Below are 13842 nucleotides of genomic sequence, written 5' to 3' on the forward strand. Positions count from 1 at the left end.
ACGACCCGCCATGAGCGCACTCGATCAGGACCGCATCGTCGCCGTCATCGGCAGCGGCGCCATGGGCGCCGGCATCGCCCAGGTGGCCGCCGTCGCCGGCCACACCGTCAAGCTGTACGACACGCGGCCCGACGCCGTCGCCAAGGCCATCGCCGACATCGCCAAGGTGTTCGGCAAGCTGGTCGAAAAAGGCCGCATCAGCGGCGCCGACGCCAACGCCGCGCACGCGCGCCTGCACGCGGCGGCCACGCTGGCCGACGTCGCCGGCGCCGCGCTGGTGGTCGAAGCCATCGTCGAAAACCTCGACGTCAAGCGCGCGCTGTTCGCCGACCTCGAAGCCATCGTCGGCGACGACTGCATCCTCGCCACCAACACCTCGTCGATTTCCGTCACGGCGATCGCCGCCGGCCTGCGCCGGCCGCAGCGCGTGGTCGGCATGCACTTCTTCAATCCGGTGCCGCTGATGGCCCTCGTCGAAGTGGTCAGCGGCCTGGCCACCGACGCTGGCGTCGCCGCCACCGTCCACGACACCGCCGCCGCGTGGGGCAAGAATCCGGTCCACGCCAGGTCGACGCCGGGCTTCATCGTCAACCGCGCCGCGCGGCCGTTCTACGCCGAGGGCTGGCGCCTGTTGAACGAACAGGCCGCCGACCCGGCCACCATCGACGCCGTCGTGCGCGAGGCCGGCGGCTTCCGCATGGGCCCCTTCGAGCTGATGGACCTGATCGGCCACGACGTCAACTACTCGGTCACGCAATCGGTCTTCCAGGCCTACTACAACGACCCGCGCTTCACGCCGTCGGTGCTGCAAAAGGAGCTGGTCGACGCCGGCTTCCTGGGCCGCAAATCGGGCCGCGGTTGCTACCGGTACGGCGACGGCGCGACGACGGTGCCGCCGCGCTCGGAAGCGCCGCAAGCGAGGCCGGAATTCGTCAGCTACAGCGCGGACGCCGGCGTCCAGGACGCGGCCACCGACGCGATGGCGCGGCGGCTCAGGCAAGCGGGCATCGCCGTCAGTTCGCGCAAGCCGGCCGAAGGCCACGCCAGCGCCGAAGCGCCGGCTTTCCACTGCAACGGCGCCGCCGTCTACCTGACCGACGGCCGCAGCGCCACCGAACGCGCGCGCGCCAACCACCACCCCGACACGGTGCTGTTCGACCTGGCGCTCGATTACGCCAGCGCCACGCGCATCGCCGTCGCCTGCGCCGACCAGTGCGACCCGGCCGCCTTCAACGCCGTCGTCGGCCTGTTGCAGGCCGCCGGCTTCGCCGTCTCGCGGCTCGACGACGTGCCGGGACTGGCCGTGATGCGCACCGTCGCCATGCTGGCCAACGAGGCGGCCGATATCGTCCACCAGGGCGTGTGCAGCGCGCAGGCGGTCGACACCGCGCTGCTCAAGGGCGTCAACTATCCGCGCGGCCCGCTGGCGTGGGCCGACGCCGTCGGCATCGCGCACATCGTCACCGTGCTGCACAACCTGGCGGCGACTTATGGCGAGGACCGCTACCGCGTGTCGCCGCTATTGCGCCGCAAGCACGCCAGCGGTGGCCGCTTCCATGAATGAGGCGCAGGCATTGGCCGAAGCGGCCGGCGCCGCCATGTATGCGCGCGACCGCGCCTCGCAGGCGCTGGGCATGGCGCTGTGCGAGATCCGGCCCGGCTACGCGCGCATGACGATGACGGTGCGCGACGATATGCTGAACGGCCACCGGAGCTGCCACGGCGGCTTCATTTTCGCGCTGGCCGACAGCGCCTTCGCGTTCGCCTGCAACAGCCGCAACCTGAACACGGTCGGTGCCGGCTGCGCCATCGACTACCTCGCGCCCGGCCGCCTGCACGACGTGCTGACGGCCGTCGCCGTCGAACAGACGCTGAGCGGAAAAAGCGGCGTCTACGACGTCAGGGTCAGCGACCAGGATGAGCGCATCGTCGCGCTCTTTCGCGGCAAATCGCTGCGCGTGCACGGCGAGGTCGTGGCACACGATTGAGCAAGTGAATCGAGGAGATGCAGATGGTCCCACGTAGTTCCGCCGCCGCCGCCGCCGCCGATCTCGAGCCGATCGAGCGCGCCAGCAGGGATGAACTGCAAGCGCTGCAACTGCGGCGCATGCAATGGTCGCTGAAGCACGCCTACGACCATGTGCCGCACTACCGCGCCGCCTTCGACGCCGCCGGCGTCCATCCCGGCGACCTGAAGTCGCTGGCCGACCTGTCGCGCTTCCCGTTCACCGGCAAACAAGAGCTGCGCGAGAACTACCCCTTCGGCATGTTCGCCGTGCCGCGTGAGCAGGTGGTGCGGGTGCACGCGTCCAGCGGCACCACCGGCAAGCCCACCGTCGTCGGCTACACGCAGAACGACATCGACACCTGGGCCAACGTGGTCGCGCGCTCGATCCGCGCCGCCGGCGGCCGGCGCGGCGACATGGTCCATATCGCCTACGGCTACGGCCTGTTCACCGGCGGCCTCGGTGCCCACTACGGCGCCGAGCGGCTCGGCTGCACCGTCATTCCCATGTCGGGCGGGCAGACCGAAAAACAGGTGCAGCTGATCCAGGATTTCAAGCCGACCATCATCATGGTCACGCCGTCGTACATGCTCAACATCGTCGAGGAATTCCAGCGCCAGGGACTCGACGCCGCCGCCAGCTCGCTCAAGATCGGCATCTTCGGCGCCGAGCCGTGGACCGACGCCATGCGCGCCGCCATCGAGCAGCGCGCCGGCATCGACGCCGTCGACATCTACGGCCTGTCCGAAGTGATGGGGCCGGGCGTGGCCGGCGAATGCATCGAGAGCAAGGACGGCCCGGTGATCTGGGAAGACCATTTCTACCCCGAGATCATCGACCCCGATACCGGCGCCGTGCTGCCCGACGGCGAACAGGGCGAGCTGGTATTGACGTCGCTGACCAAGGAGGCGCTGCCGGTGGTCCGCTACCGCACGCGCGACCTTACCCGGCTGCTGCCGCCGACGTCGCGCTCCATGCGCCGCATCGGAAAAATCACCGGCCGCTCCGACGACATGCTCATCATCCGCGGCGTCAACGTCTTCCCCAGCCAGATCGAAGAACTGGTGTTGACGATGCCGCAACTGGCGCCGCAATACCAGCTGCTGCTGTCGCGCGACGGCCATCTCGACGCGCTGGCCGTCGTCGTCGAAGCGCGCGCCGACGCCGCCGCCATGTCGGCGGCGGACGGCGCCGCGCTGGCGCGCGAACTCGAACACCGCATCAAGACCCACGTCGGCGTCAGCACCACGGTGCTGCTCCAGGCGCCCAACAGCATCGAACGCACGCTGACCGGCAAGGCCAGGCGCGTGCTCGACCAGCGTCCAAAACATTGAGGAATCACCGTGACAGTCTATGAAATCAACGGCATCACGCCGGTCGTCCATCCGAGCGCCTACGTGCATCCGAGCGCGGTGCTGATCGGCGACGTCATCGTCGGACCGCGCTGCTACATCGGGCCGCTGGCGTCGCTGCGCGGCGACTTCGGCCGGCTGGTGCTGGAGCAGGGCGCCAACCTGCAGGACACCTGCGTCATGCACGGCTTCCCCGGCGCCGACACGGTGGTCGAGGAGGACGGCCATATCGGACATGGCGCCGTTTTGCACGGCTGCCGCATCGGCCGCAACGCGCTGGTCGGCATGAACGCGGTCGTGATGGACAATGCCGTCATCGGCGAGAACAGCATCGTCGCCGCGATGAGCTTCGTCAAGGCCGGCATGATCGTCGCGCCGCGCAGCCTGGTGGTCGGCACGCCGGCGCGCGTGATGCGCGAACTGCGCGACGACGAAATCGCCTGGAAAAGCCAGGGCACCGCGCAGTACCACGAACTGGCGGTGCGCTCGATGTCGACCATGCGCGCCACCGAAGCGCTGACCGAAGTCGAAGCGGACCGCAAGCGCATGGACTGGGCAACGACGCTGCCGCCGCACCTGCACAAAAACGCCCATGCCGATTGAGCGGCGCCGTCACCCCGGGAGCGGCGCCGCCGTCACCCCGATGTCCGCGCCGCCGGCCGCCGCCAGCCGCCAAAACAAAACCCGCTAATTTCTGGAGACACCCCATGCCCACAACCCTGCAAAGTCTGATCGCCGGCCGCTGGCTCGGCGCCGAAGCGTCGGTGCCGCTGCACAGCGCCCTGACCAATGAAGTGATCTATCACACCCACGGCGAAATCATCGACTTCGACGAAGCCGTCACCTATGCCCGCAAGACCGGCGTGCCGGCGCTGATGGCGATGGACTTCCAGCAGCGCGCCGCGCGCCTGAAGGCGCTGGCGCTGTACCTGGCCGGCCGCAAGGAGGAGCTGTATAAAATCTCGCACCTGACCGGCGCCACCCGCGCCGACAGCTGGGTCGACATCGAAGGCGGCACCGGCACGCTGTTCGCCTACGCCAGCATGGGCGGGCGCGAACTGCCGTCGTCGAACGTGCTGCACGAAGGCCCGGCCATCGCGCTCGGCAAAAACGGCGGCTTCGCCGGCACCCACATTCTGGTCCCGCGCGGCGGCATCGCGGTCCACATCAACGCCTTCAACTTCCCGATCTGGGGCCTGCTCGAAAAATTCGCGCCGAGCTTTCTGGCCGCGATGCCCTGCATCGGCAAGCCGGCCACGGCGACCAGCTACCTGACCGAGGCGCTGGTGCGCATGATGTTCGAATCGGGCCTGCTGCCCGACGGCAGCCTGCAACTGGTCATCGGCAGCACCGGCAACCTGCTCGACCGCCTGACCGGCATGGACGCCGTCACCTTCACCGGCTCCGCCGACACCGCCGCCAAGCTGCGCGTGAACCGCAACCTGATCGCCAACTCGGTGCCGTTCACCGCCGAAGCCGATTCGCTCAACTGCGCCATCCTGGCGCCGGACGTGACGCCGGACGATCCCGAGTTCGACTTGTTCGTCAAGGAAGTGGCGCGCGAAATGACCGGCAAGGCCGGCCAGAAATGCACGGCGATCCGGCGCGTGATCGTGCCGGAGTCGCGCGTCGACGCGGTGGCCGAACGGCTGCGCGCGCGGCTGGCGAACATCGTCATCGGCGATCCTTCGGTGGCCGGCGTGCGCATGGGCGCCCTGGCGTCGAAGGAGCAGCAGCGCGACGTGGCCGAGCGCCTGGCGCTGCTCGCGCACGGCAACGAGATCGTCTTCGGCGAGCGCGATGGCTATAATCCGATCGGCGACGGCGTCGCCAACGGCTCCTTCTTCGCGCCGACGCTGCTGCTGTGCCGCGACGCCATGCACAACGACGCCGTCCACGACATCGAAGCCTTCGGCCCGGTCAGCACCATGATGACCTATACCGACATGGACGAAGCGCTGGCGCTGGCCGCGCGCGGCAAGGGTAGCCTGGTCAGCACGCTGGTGACCAAAGACCCGCTCATCGCCATGTACGCGGTGCCGGTGGCCGCCGCGTCGCACGGCCGCGTGCTGATACTTGACCGTGTCGCCGCCGTCGACTCCACCGGCCACGGCTCGCCGCTGCCGCAGCTGAAGCACGGCGGTCCGGGACGCGCCGGCGGCGGCGAGGAACTGGGCGGCATCCGCGCCGTGCGCCACTTCCTGCAACGCGCCGCGATCCAGGGCTCGCCGACGATGTTGGCCGCCGTCACCGGCGAATACGTGCGTGGCGCCGCCGTGCAGGAAAGCGAAGTCCACCCCTTCCGCAAATACTTCGAGGACCTGAAGATGGGCGACTCGCTGCTGACCCACCGCCGCACCGTCAGCGAAGCGGACATCGTCAATTTCGGCGGCGTCTCCGGCGATTATTTTTACATGCACTTCGACGACATCGCGGCCCGGGATTCGCAGTTCGGCAAGCGCATCGCGCACGGCTACTTCGTGCTGTCGGCCGCCGCCGGCCTGTTCGTGTCGCCGGCGCCGGGACCGGTGCTGGCCAACTACGGCCTCGATAACCTGCGCTTCATCACGCCGGTGGCGATCGGCGACACCATCCGCGCGCGCCTGACCTGCAAGCGCAAGGTGGACCGCAACCGGATCGATGAAAAAGGCGTCGGCCAGGGCGTGGTCGCGTGGGACGTGCAGGTCACCAACCAGCACGAGGAGCTGGTGGCCAGCTACGACATCCTGACGCTGGTGATGAAACGCGCGTGAAGTCCGGCACCGAAAAATCGGCGGCGCCGCAGCCGGGCCGCTTTCCCGTCATGGGCACGACGCTGCGCGCGCAGACCTTGCTGGTGCTGCTGGCGGGCGACGACATGGCCGGCGTCGAAAGCATATTCGCGCACCGCAAGGTCACGCTCAACACCGTGATCCGCGCGCTGACGCGCAAATACGGCTGGCCGATAGAACGCTCGGACTTCCCCACCAATACCGCCGACGGCCGCGCCGCCTGGGCCTCGGTCTACAGCCTGCCGCAAGCGGTGATAGACGCCGCGCTGGCGGCCGGCGGCGACGATTGGATCGCCGGCATGCACGCGCTGCGCGCGGCAAAGACGCGCCGCCGCTAGCGCCGCCATCGTTTTTTTGCTTGACCCTCACGTTGCGTCATCCCGCACAATGGTTCAAACGATGAGGAGATTGAAATGAAACGGACTGTCAAGCAGATCGCAAAAGCCTCGGGCACCAGTGTCCGCGCGCTGCACTATTACGACCAAATCGGGCTGCTCAAGCCGGAAGTGGGCGACAACGGCTACCGTTATTACGGGCAGGCGGAAATGCTGCGTCTCCAGCAGATCCTGTTCTATCGCGAACTGGGAATTACGCTGGCCGATATCGCCCGCATGCTCGACGATCCCGCCTTCGACACGCGGGCCACGCTGGTCGACCTGCGCCAGCGCGTCGAGATCGAAATCGACCGCCGCCGCGACCTGGCGCGCAGCCTCGATAGAACCCTGGCATTGCTCGACGCCGGCCGGCCCCTGAGCGGGAAAGGCATGTTCGACGGCGTCTCCGCCGAAAAGCAGGCCGCGTGGGAGGCCGAGCTGGTGGCGCGCTACGACGATCCGGCCGCCGGCGCCATCGAGCAGTCGCGCGTCGCTATGGCGGCCCTGTCGCCGGCCGGCCTGATCGACTTCAAGGCGGAAATCGACGCCATCCACGCGGCCTTTATCGCGCTGATCGAGGCCGGCGCCACGCCGGACAGCGCCGACGCGCAGGCGCAAACGGCGCGCCACTATCGCTGGGTGAGCCGCTCCTGGCGCCCCGATGCGCAGGCCTACGGGGCGCTCGGCGCGCTCTATACCGACCACGCGGAATTTCGCGCCATGTACGACGCCCTCCATCCCGCGCTGGCGCGCTTCCTGGCCGACGCGATGGCCCTCCATGCGCGGCAGGCGCTGGGCCGGAGTCCGGCGTGACGCAGCGTCAATTCCTTATCATCACCCTGACCTTGATCGGAACCCGGCCATGAACCGCAACGCCGCCACCGCACCTGCAGAACCAGATGTCGGTCAAACCATGTCCTGCTTACGTTGGTTCCGCGTCCAGCGCCGCCTGCAAACGCGCCATGGCGTCCGCGACCACTTCGATGGATGCGGTTTCCACATATTTCGCGCGACGGGTGCCATAGTCGAGGAAGCGCGCCTGACTGATGATGGCCGCGCCTTGCGTTTTCGTTCCTGATCCCATCAGCGAGGTAGCCCAGCCGCGTACACGATCGAGGTTCGCGCCTTGTGTAATAGGCGCAACCAGCGCGCGTCCCTGGCGGTTCGTCTCCGCGTTCGACAGTATCAGTACCGGACGATGCCCCTGGATTTCGGTGCCGAGTGTGGGGTCGAGCGCGAGCGCAAAAATATCGCCCTGACGTGGATTGTGCTTCATTCTTGTTCTTTGCCGACGCGGGGCATGCGATCCCATTCATCCAGGTCCGACGGCATAGGCGCCTTCGGGTCGCACAACGCGTTCAGCTCAGCTGCCGTATAGCGCACGCGCTTAGGCTTAATCAGCAGGCCTTCCGGCGTCGCCTGAAGCGACACCGTCTGTCCCCCCATGAATCCCATTTCGCGCAGAATCGGCTGCGGCAGAACGATGCCCACCGAGTTCCCTTGGCGTCGTATGGTTGCTTCCGTTTCCATGGCTGTCCAGTCGATGTGATTGAGCGTCATTCATCATAGGCACGCGGTACGGAGGCGTCAAACGATCTATGACCTGATGACGGCAAGCTTGCGCTGCGCATCTTTCAATAGCAAGAATGAGGGTTACGCGTCGCCGCCATCAAGGCTATGATTCAGGCATCGGCCTGCGCTTGGGTGACAGCGCAAACAGGACGATGGCAAATCATTAAGGAGCAGGGCCATGGAATACGTGTATATGACGATGAAGTCTCCCGTCGGCGAATTGACGCTGGTCGCGCGGGGCGACAAGCTGGCGGCGATCCTGTGGGAGAACGACAAACCCAACCGCGTCCGTCTTGGCGCCATGACCGAAAACACCGGCAGTTCCGTGCTGGTTGAAACGGCGCGCCAGCTGGGCGAATATTTCGCCGGCGCGCGCACGCAGTTCGATGTGGCGCTGGACTTCGCCGGCACCGAATTCCAGCGGCAGGTCTGGGCCGCGCTGCTGACGATCCCTTACGGCGACACCCGCAGCTACAGCGACATCGCGCACCAGATCGGGCGTCCGGCGGCGGTACGCGCGGTGGGCGCCGCCAACGGCAAAAATCCGATTTCCATCATCGCGCCATGCCATCGCGTGATCGGCATGTCCGGCGACCTGACCGGCTTCGCCGGTGGCCTGCATGCGAAAGAAACGCTGTTGATGCTGGAAGGCGCCGCCGCCCTCAAGCGCGAAAAGAGACCCGCAAGCCGGAAACCCGAAAAGGTCGATCACTCGACCCAGGGTTCGCTGTTTGACGCCGTGGCTTGATGGCTACGGCTTGAAGGTTATCTGCTGATGATCAACTGGCCGCGCGCAGTCCGAACGGATCGTCGATGCTGTGCGCCGGTTCGGTGAACCATTTCGGCCCGTGCTCCGTCATGTAGAAATGGTCTTCATGGCGCACGCCGAATTCGCCGGGGATGCAGATCATCGGCTCGTTCGAGAAGCACATGCCGACGTCCAGTGGCGTCTTGTCGCCGCCGACCAGATACGGCCACTCGTGGATATCGAGGCCGATGCCATGGCCGGTGCGGTGCGGCAGGCCGGGTAGCTTGTAACCGGGGCCGTAGCCGTCGGCCTCCAGCGAACGGCGCGCGGCGCGGTCGACGTCCTCGCACGGCACGCCCAGTTGCGCCGCTTCAAACGCGGCCCGCTGCGCCGCCTTTTCGCTGTTCCACACGCTGCGCTGACGCTCGCTGATCGGGCCATACACGTAGGTGCGCGTGATGTCGGAAATGTAGTTGTGGACTTTGCAGCCGGTGTCGATCAGCACCGTGTCGCCGGACTTTAAAGTCTGCACATAGCTCACGCCATGCGGATACGCGGTCGCCTCGCCGAACAGCACGATGCAGAAATAAGATCCCGGCGCGCCGACCTTGCGGTGTGCGCGCGCGATGAATTCCTCGACTTCGACGGTGCTGATCCCTTCATGCAGCATGCTGGCCGTGGCCACGTGGACCGCCAGCGTCATGTCCTTGGCGCGCTGCATCAGAGCGATTTCCGCCGCCGACTTTCTGCCGCGGCACCAGGCCGTGACGGTGCTGGCATTTTCCAGCGCGTAGCCGTCGGCCAGCGGACGAATGCCTTCGTAGATGAAGAAGGCCGCGCTCTCGCAGATGCCGATGCGCGGCGGCGCGGCGGCATCGGGGTTGACGCCCATGCGCGCCAGCGTGGCGATGAACAGCCGATACGGACTCTCATGCTCCTGCCAGCAGTTGACGTGGCCGTCGACCAGCATGTAGTCCTTCAGCGTGCTCTCCTCGAAGCCGGGCGCGATGTATTCAAGCGCGCCGCTGGCCGGCAGGATGGCGCCGACCATGCGCTCGCTGGCGTACCACTTGGTGCCGGTGAAGTAGGTCAGGTTGGCGCCGGCGTTCAGGTAGATCGCCGCGATGCCCTGCGCGCGCATATAGGCCTGCGCCTTGTCGATGCGGCCCAGGTGTTCCTCTTTTCCGATCGGGACCGCGCCCGCCGTCATGTCCGACAGCGTGGCCAGGGCCTGCTCGATGGTGCTGCCGCCTATGCTCATGCGCGCGCCCCGTTCAGGAAGCCAGCTGCGCGCGCACGCGGGCGATGGCGGCGCGCACCTGCCGCGGCGCGGTGCCGCCGACGTGGTCGCGCGCGGCGACCGAGCCTTCCAGCGTCAGCACGGCGAACACGTCGTCCTGAATGAGCGTCGAGAAGGCGCGCAGCTGGTCCAGCCACATTTCGGCCAGGTCGATCTTCAAGTCGTCGCAGGCGCGCACGGCGCGGGCCACGGCTTCGTGGGCGTCGCGGAAGGGCAGGCCTTTCTTGACCAGATAGTCGGCCAGGTCGGTCGCGGTGGCGTAGCCTTGCAGCGCGGCGGCGCGCATCGCTTCTGGCTTGACGGTGATCCCGCCGGCCATGTCGGCGAAGATGCGCAGCGTGTCGACCAGCGTGTCGACGGTGTCGAACAGCGGCTCCTTGTCTTCCTGGTTGTCCTTGTTGTAGGCCAGCGGCTGGCCTTTCATCAGGGTCAGAAGTCCCATCAGGTGGCCGTAGACGCGGCCGGTTTTTCCGCGCGCCAGTTCCGGCACGTCCGGGTTTTTCTTTTGCGGCATGATCGACGAGCCGGTGCAGAAACGGTCGGCGATGTCGATGAAGCCGACCCGTGGACTCATCCAGATCACCAGTTCCTCGGACATGCGCGAGATGTGCGTCATCACCAGCGCGGCGGCGGCGCAGAATTCGATGGCGAAGTCGCGGTCCGACACGGCGTCCAGCGAGTTGTGGCAAACGTCGTCGAAGCCCAAAGTTTTAGCCACGCGCAGGCGGTCGATCGGGAAGGTGGTGCCGGCCAGCGCGGCGGCGCCCAGCGGCAGGCGGTTGACGCGCTTGCGGCAGTCGGCCATGCGCTCGACGTCCCGCCCGAACATTTCGACGTAGGCCAGCATGTGGTGGCCGAAGGTGATCGGCTGCGCCACCTGCATGTGGGTGAAGCCGGGCATGATGGTGTCGGCGTTGGCCTCGGCCAGGTCGGTCAGCGCGCCGCGCAGCGCCTGCAGCAGCACGGTGACGTCGTCGATGGCGCCGCGCACGTAGAGGCGGATGTCGGTCGCCACCTGGTCGTTGCGCGAACGGCCGGTGTGCAGGCGTTTGCCGGCGTCGCCGACCAATTCGGTCAGGCGCTTTTCGATGTTCAGGTGGACGTCTTCCAGGTCGAGCAGCCACTCGAACTGGCCGGCCGCGATCTCGGACGAAATCTGCATCATGCCGCGCACGATTTCCGCATGGTCGGCGGCGCTGATGATGCCCTGCGCGGCCAGCATCTCGGCGTGCGCCAGCGAGCCTTCGATGTCGGCGCCGGCCAGGCGCTTGTCGAAGAAGACCGAGGCCGTGTAGCGTTTGACCAGATCGGAGACCGGTTCGGAGAAACGGGCCGACCAGGCTTCGCTTTTTTTGGAGAGTTGTGCTGTCATGATGGGGGAGGGGTTATGTGCGGCGATTGGGCTTGCGGATAAGTGCGACGATTATAAACAAGGTTGGGCCGCCGCAGGATATTTGCGGCCGCCGGCGGCGCGAAAACGCAGGCCGGCGGCGGCGCGTTCGCCGCGTTTTGTTGTCAAATGATTTAAACAATATCGCCATTTTTCGCCGAAAACCTCTGCGCCCGCGCATGCGACCGCGCTTTGGAAACAGGTATATTATTTCGACTGGGACGGGCGCTTGCTGGTCCGTCCGGCCCCCTGATCGAACTTGCCTGGATCGGACCACGCCATGCGCGCACTCAAGTCAACCTTGTCGATAGCGGGAGGAGTCGTTTTGTTCAGCCTTGCTCCCATGTGCGCGCCGGCCCCGGCGCAGCCGGTGCCGCCGATGCAGCCGGCGGCCGGCGCCGTCGCGCCGCAAGGCTCGCTGGTCATCATCGGCGGCGCGTTGCGCGGCGATAACGTCGACGTCTGGCAGCGCATCGTCAAGCTGGCCGGCGGCGCGGGCGCGCGCATCGCCGTGTTCCCGTCGGCGGCGGCCGATCCGAACAGCGCCGGCCAGGGCATCATCGCGCGCCTGAACCAGTACGGCGCCGACGCCTTTTTGGTGCCGGTCGCCGTCAAGCTGGCCGACATCGACTACCGCAAGGAGGCCGACGATCCGCAGCTGGCGAACGCGGTGCGCCAGGCTGGCGGCGTGTTCTTCGCCGGCGGCGACCAGGCCCGCATCACGCAGGCGCTGGTCCACGTCGACGGCAGCCGCAGCGCCACCCTGCAAGCGGTGTGGGACGTCTACCAGCGCGGCGGCGTGGTGGCTGGCAGCAGCGCCGGCGCCGCCATCATGAGCAGCACCATGTTCAGCGCGCCGCGCACGGTGCTGGCGACGCTGAAGCTGGGCGTCACCGAGGGCCGCGAAATCGCGCCCGGCCTCGGCTTCATCGGCGACGACGTCTTCATCGACCAGCACCTGCTGGTGCGCGGCCGCTTCGCGCGCATGATCCCGGCGATGCTCAAGAAGGGCTACCAGATCGGCTTGGGCATCGACGAGAACACGGCCATGGTGGTCGACCGCGCGCGCGACGTCGAAATCATCGGCTCCAAGGGCGCGCTGCTGATCGACCTGTCGCACGCCACCACCGACAGCGCCAGCAGCGGCTTCAATGTCAGCAACGTGACCATCAGTTATTTAGATCGCGGCGACCGCTACAACCTCGCCACGCGGCGCTACCTGCCGGCGCCCGACAAGGCCGACGGCAAGCTCGATCCGAAGCGGCCGTCGCTGCGTGTTCCCGTGTTCAGCAGCGACATCCTCGGCGTCAACGCGGTGGTCGATTTAATGGGGCGGCTGATCGACAACAGCCAGCAGGAGGCGCTGGGCCTGGCCTTCGGTTCGCCGGCCGAAGCGGAGCCGGACCTGGGCTTCGAGTTCAAGTTCAGCAAGACGGCCGACAGCGTCGGCTACCAGTCCAGCGCGACGGACGAATACTCGATCTTCAATCTGCGGCTCGACATCCGGCCCGTCCACATGCAACTGCCGCTATACGAATATAAATAAGCTGAAAGGGGGATTTGGCGGGTTTGCGGGGAAAGATTGTGTTTATCACAGGATAAGTACGGTAGCGCACAGAGGAAAGATTCCTGCTGGCATATTCTGAATGCGTACTTTGGCTTCCTTGAGATTAAGGACGCAATGCACGGCAGTCGCAGATTGCCTGCTTTTGATAAAACCAAGACTATCCAATCCATTCCTCGAAAGGAAATACCATGAATAAGTTACTCGCCGCCCTGATCGCTGGTTTGTTCGCCACCGCCGCTTTTGCACAGAGCCCGGCTCCTGCACCGATGCCACAAACCCCGGCCGTCGTCAAAGCCGAAGCCAAAGCCGACAAGGCCGACGCCAAAGCGATGGATTCGGAAGCTAAAAAAGACGCCAAGGCTGACGACAGCGTCGTCAAAGCTGAACAAAAAGCCGGCAAGAAGAAATCCAAAGCCGTGGCCAAGGCCGACAAAACCAAAATGAACGCCGAAGAAAAAGTCGCCAAGGCCGATCCGGACGACAAAATGAAGCAAGAAGCCAAGGCCGACAAAACCTCCGCCGAAGCCGATGCCAAAGCCAACAAAAAAATGGTGAAAGCCGACGCCAAAGTGTCGAAAGAAAAAATCGATGCAGGCACCGACAAAGCCCTCGCCGCCAACAAAACGGCTGAAGTCAAAGCCAAGGGCGACGCGGACGTCAAAGCTGCCGCGGCCAAGCAGTAATTAAACAGCGGCGGCGGCTAGTCCGCTGTCGCAACGTCGGCAACGTCGGAGTCAAGACCGGGGGCCAGACCACGGTTTC

General features: G+C 66.3%; 14 protein-coding genes. 10 read left to right on the plus strand and 4 right to left on the minus strand.

Annotated elements, in window-relative coordinates:
* Positions 1-10 precede the first annotated feature (10 nt).
* From paaH to Q0S71_RS04350, 7 genes are all read left to right on the plus strand, one after another.
* Positions 11-1564, plus strand: coding sequence for a 3-hydroxyacyl-CoA dehydrogenase PaaH (paaH, locus tag Q0S71_RS04320; protein ID WP_295991807.1), 1554 nt, complete (start codon positions 11-13; stop codon positions 1562-1564).
* Positions 1557-1988 (plus strand): hydroxyphenylacetyl-CoA thioesterase PaaI, encoded by a 432-nt coding sequence (paaI, locus tag Q0S71_RS04325; RefSeq protein WP_295991810.1) that lies wholly within the window; start codon positions 1557-1559, stop codon positions 1986-1988. The genes paaH and paaI overlap by 8 nt, the downstream gene beginning before the upstream one ends.
* A gap of 23 nt (positions 1989-2011) precedes the next feature.
* On the plus strand, positions 2012-3340 hold the full coding sequence (paaK, locus tag Q0S71_RS04330) for a phenylacetate--CoA ligase PaaK (RefSeq protein ID WP_295991813.1): 1329 nt from the start codon (positions 2012-2014) through the stop codon (positions 3338-3340).
* Positions 3341-3349: 9 nt separating this feature from the next.
* A complete protein-coding gene (gene paaY / locus Q0S71_RS04335) occupies positions 3350-3961 on the plus strand; it encodes a phenylacetic acid degradation protein PaaY (protein WP_295991816.1) in 612 nt (203 codons plus the stop codon).
* Positions 3962-4065: 104 nt separating this feature from the next.
* A complete protein-coding gene (gene paaZ / locus Q0S71_RS04340; protein ID WP_295991819.1) occupies positions 4066-6111 on the plus strand; it encodes a phenylacetic acid degradation bifunctional protein PaaZ in 2046 nt (681 codons plus the stop codon).
* The gene (locus Q0S71_RS04345; protein WP_295991822.1) at positions 6108-6467 is read left to right on the plus strand and encodes a hypothetical protein; all 360 of its coding nucleotides are present in this window, start codon (positions 6108-6110) and stop codon (positions 6465-6467) included. Before paaZ ends, Q0S71_RS04345 begins: the two co-directional genes overlap by 4 nt.
* Positions 6468-6542: 75 nt before the next feature.
* The gene (locus tag Q0S71_RS04350; RefSeq protein ID WP_295991824.1) at positions 6543-7316 is read left to right on the plus strand and encodes a MerR family transcriptional regulator; all 774 of its coding nucleotides are present in this window, start codon (positions 6543-6545) and stop codon (positions 7314-7316) included.
* A gap of 109 nt (positions 7317-7425) precedes the next feature.
* On the opposite strand, the gene Q0S71_RS04355 is transcribed toward Q0S71_RS04350, so the two are convergent.
* Both Q0S71_RS04355 and Q0S71_RS04360 read right to left on the minus strand, forming a co-directional pair.
* Positions 7426-7779, minus strand: coding sequence for a type II toxin-antitoxin system PemK/MazF family toxin (locus tag Q0S71_RS04355; protein ID WP_295991827.1), 354 nt, complete (start codon positions 7777-7779; stop codon positions 7426-7428).
* Positions 7776-8063 (minus strand): hypothetical protein, encoded by a 288-nt coding sequence (locus tag Q0S71_RS04360; RefSeq protein WP_295991830.1) that lies wholly within the window; start codon positions 8061-8063, stop codon positions 7776-7778. Before Q0S71_RS04360 ends, Q0S71_RS04355 begins: the two co-directional genes overlap by 4 nt.
* Before the next feature lie 190 nt (positions 8064-8253).
* Between Q0S71_RS04360 and Q0S71_RS04365 the strand changes: the two genes are divergently transcribed.
* Positions 8254-8823, plus strand: coding sequence for a methylated-DNA--[protein]-cysteine S-methyltransferase (locus Q0S71_RS04365; protein ID WP_295991833.1), 570 nt, complete (start codon positions 8254-8256; stop codon positions 8821-8823).
* A 31-nt stretch (positions 8824-8854) separates the two neighbouring features.
* On the opposite strand, the gene Q0S71_RS04370 is transcribed toward Q0S71_RS04365, so the two are convergent.
* Positions 8855-10084: a Xaa-Pro peptidase family protein gene (locus tag Q0S71_RS04370; RefSeq protein WP_295991835.1), complete on the minus strand. Its 1230-nt coding sequence runs from the start codon at positions 10082-10084 to the stop codon at positions 8855-8857.
* Positions 10085-10097: 13 nt separating this feature from the next.
* A complete protein-coding gene (gene argH / locus Q0S71_RS04375; RefSeq protein WP_295991838.1) occupies positions 10098-11495 on the minus strand; it encodes an argininosuccinate lyase in 1398 nt (465 codons plus the stop codon).
* Positions 11496-11892: 397 nt separating this feature from the next.
* Between argH and Q0S71_RS04380 the strand changes: the two genes are divergently transcribed.
* Together Q0S71_RS04380 and Q0S71_RS04385 are read left to right on the plus strand one after the other, a co-directional pair.
* Positions 11893-13059, plus strand: coding sequence for a cyanophycinase (locus tag Q0S71_RS04380; protein WP_295991849.1), 1167 nt, complete (start codon positions 11893-11895; stop codon positions 13057-13059).
* Positions 13060-13268: 209 nt separating this feature from the next.
* On the plus strand, positions 13269-13763 hold the full coding sequence (locus Q0S71_RS04385) for a hypothetical protein (RefSeq protein WP_295991842.1): 495 nt from the start codon (positions 13269-13271) through the stop codon (positions 13761-13763).
* Positions 13764-13842: the final 79 nt, after the last annotated feature.

Origin of the sequence: Rugamonas sp., from assembly GCF_025354735.1 — a bacterium.
Classification (GTDB): domain Bacteria; phylum Pseudomonadota; class Gammaproteobacteria; order Burkholderiales; family Burkholderiaceae_D; genus Rugamonas.

Excerpts from the sequence above, each read along its gene's own strand:
- Q0S71_RS04360 (WP_295991830.1), bottom strand. The coding sequence starts at position 8,063 with ATGACGCTCAATCACATCGACTGGACAGCCATGGAAACGGAAGCAACC.
- Q0S71_RS04355 (WP_295991827.1), bottom strand. The coding sequence starts at position 7,779 with ATGAAGCACAATCCACGTCAGGGCGATATTTTTGCGCTCGCGCTCGAC.
- paaH (WP_295991807.1), top strand. The coding sequence starts at position 11 with ATGAGCGCACTCGATCAGGACCGCATCGTCGCCGTCATCGGCAGCGGC.
- Q0S71_RS04380 (WP_295991849.1), top strand. The coding sequence starts at position 11,893 with ATGCAGCCGGCGGCCGGCGCCGTCGCGCCGCAAGGCTCGCTGGTCATC.
- Q0S71_RS04385 (WP_295991842.1), top strand. The coding sequence starts at position 13,269 with ATGAATAAGTTACTCGCCGCCCTGATCGCTGGTTTGTTCGCCACCGCC.
- Q0S71_RS04370 (WP_295991835.1), bottom strand. The coding sequence starts at position 10,084 with ATGAGCATAGGCGGCAGCACCATCGAGCAGGCCCTGGCCACGCTGTCG.
- argH (WP_295991838.1), bottom strand. The coding sequence starts at position 11,495 with ATGACAGCACAACTCTCCAAAAAAAGCGAAGCCTGGTCGGCCCGTTTC.
- Q0S71_RS04350 (WP_295991824.1), top strand. The coding sequence starts at position 6,543 with ATGAAACGGACTGTCAAGCAGATCGCAAAAGCCTCGGGCACCAGTGTC.
- paaK (WP_295991813.1), top strand. The coding sequence starts at position 2,012 with ATGGTCCCACGTAGTTCCGCCGCCGCCGCCGCCGCCGATCTCGAGCCG.
- paaZ (WP_295991819.1), top strand. The coding sequence starts at position 4,066 with ATGCCCACAACCCTGCAAAGTCTGATCGCCGGCCGCTGGCTCGGCGCC.
- Q0S71_RS04365 (WP_295991833.1), top strand. The coding sequence starts at position 8,254 with ATGGAATACGTGTATATGACGATGAAGTCTCCCGTCGGCGAATTGACG.
- paaI (WP_295991810.1), top strand. The coding sequence starts at position 1,557 with ATGAATGAGGCGCAGGCATTGGCCGAAGCGGCCGGCGCCGCCATGTAT.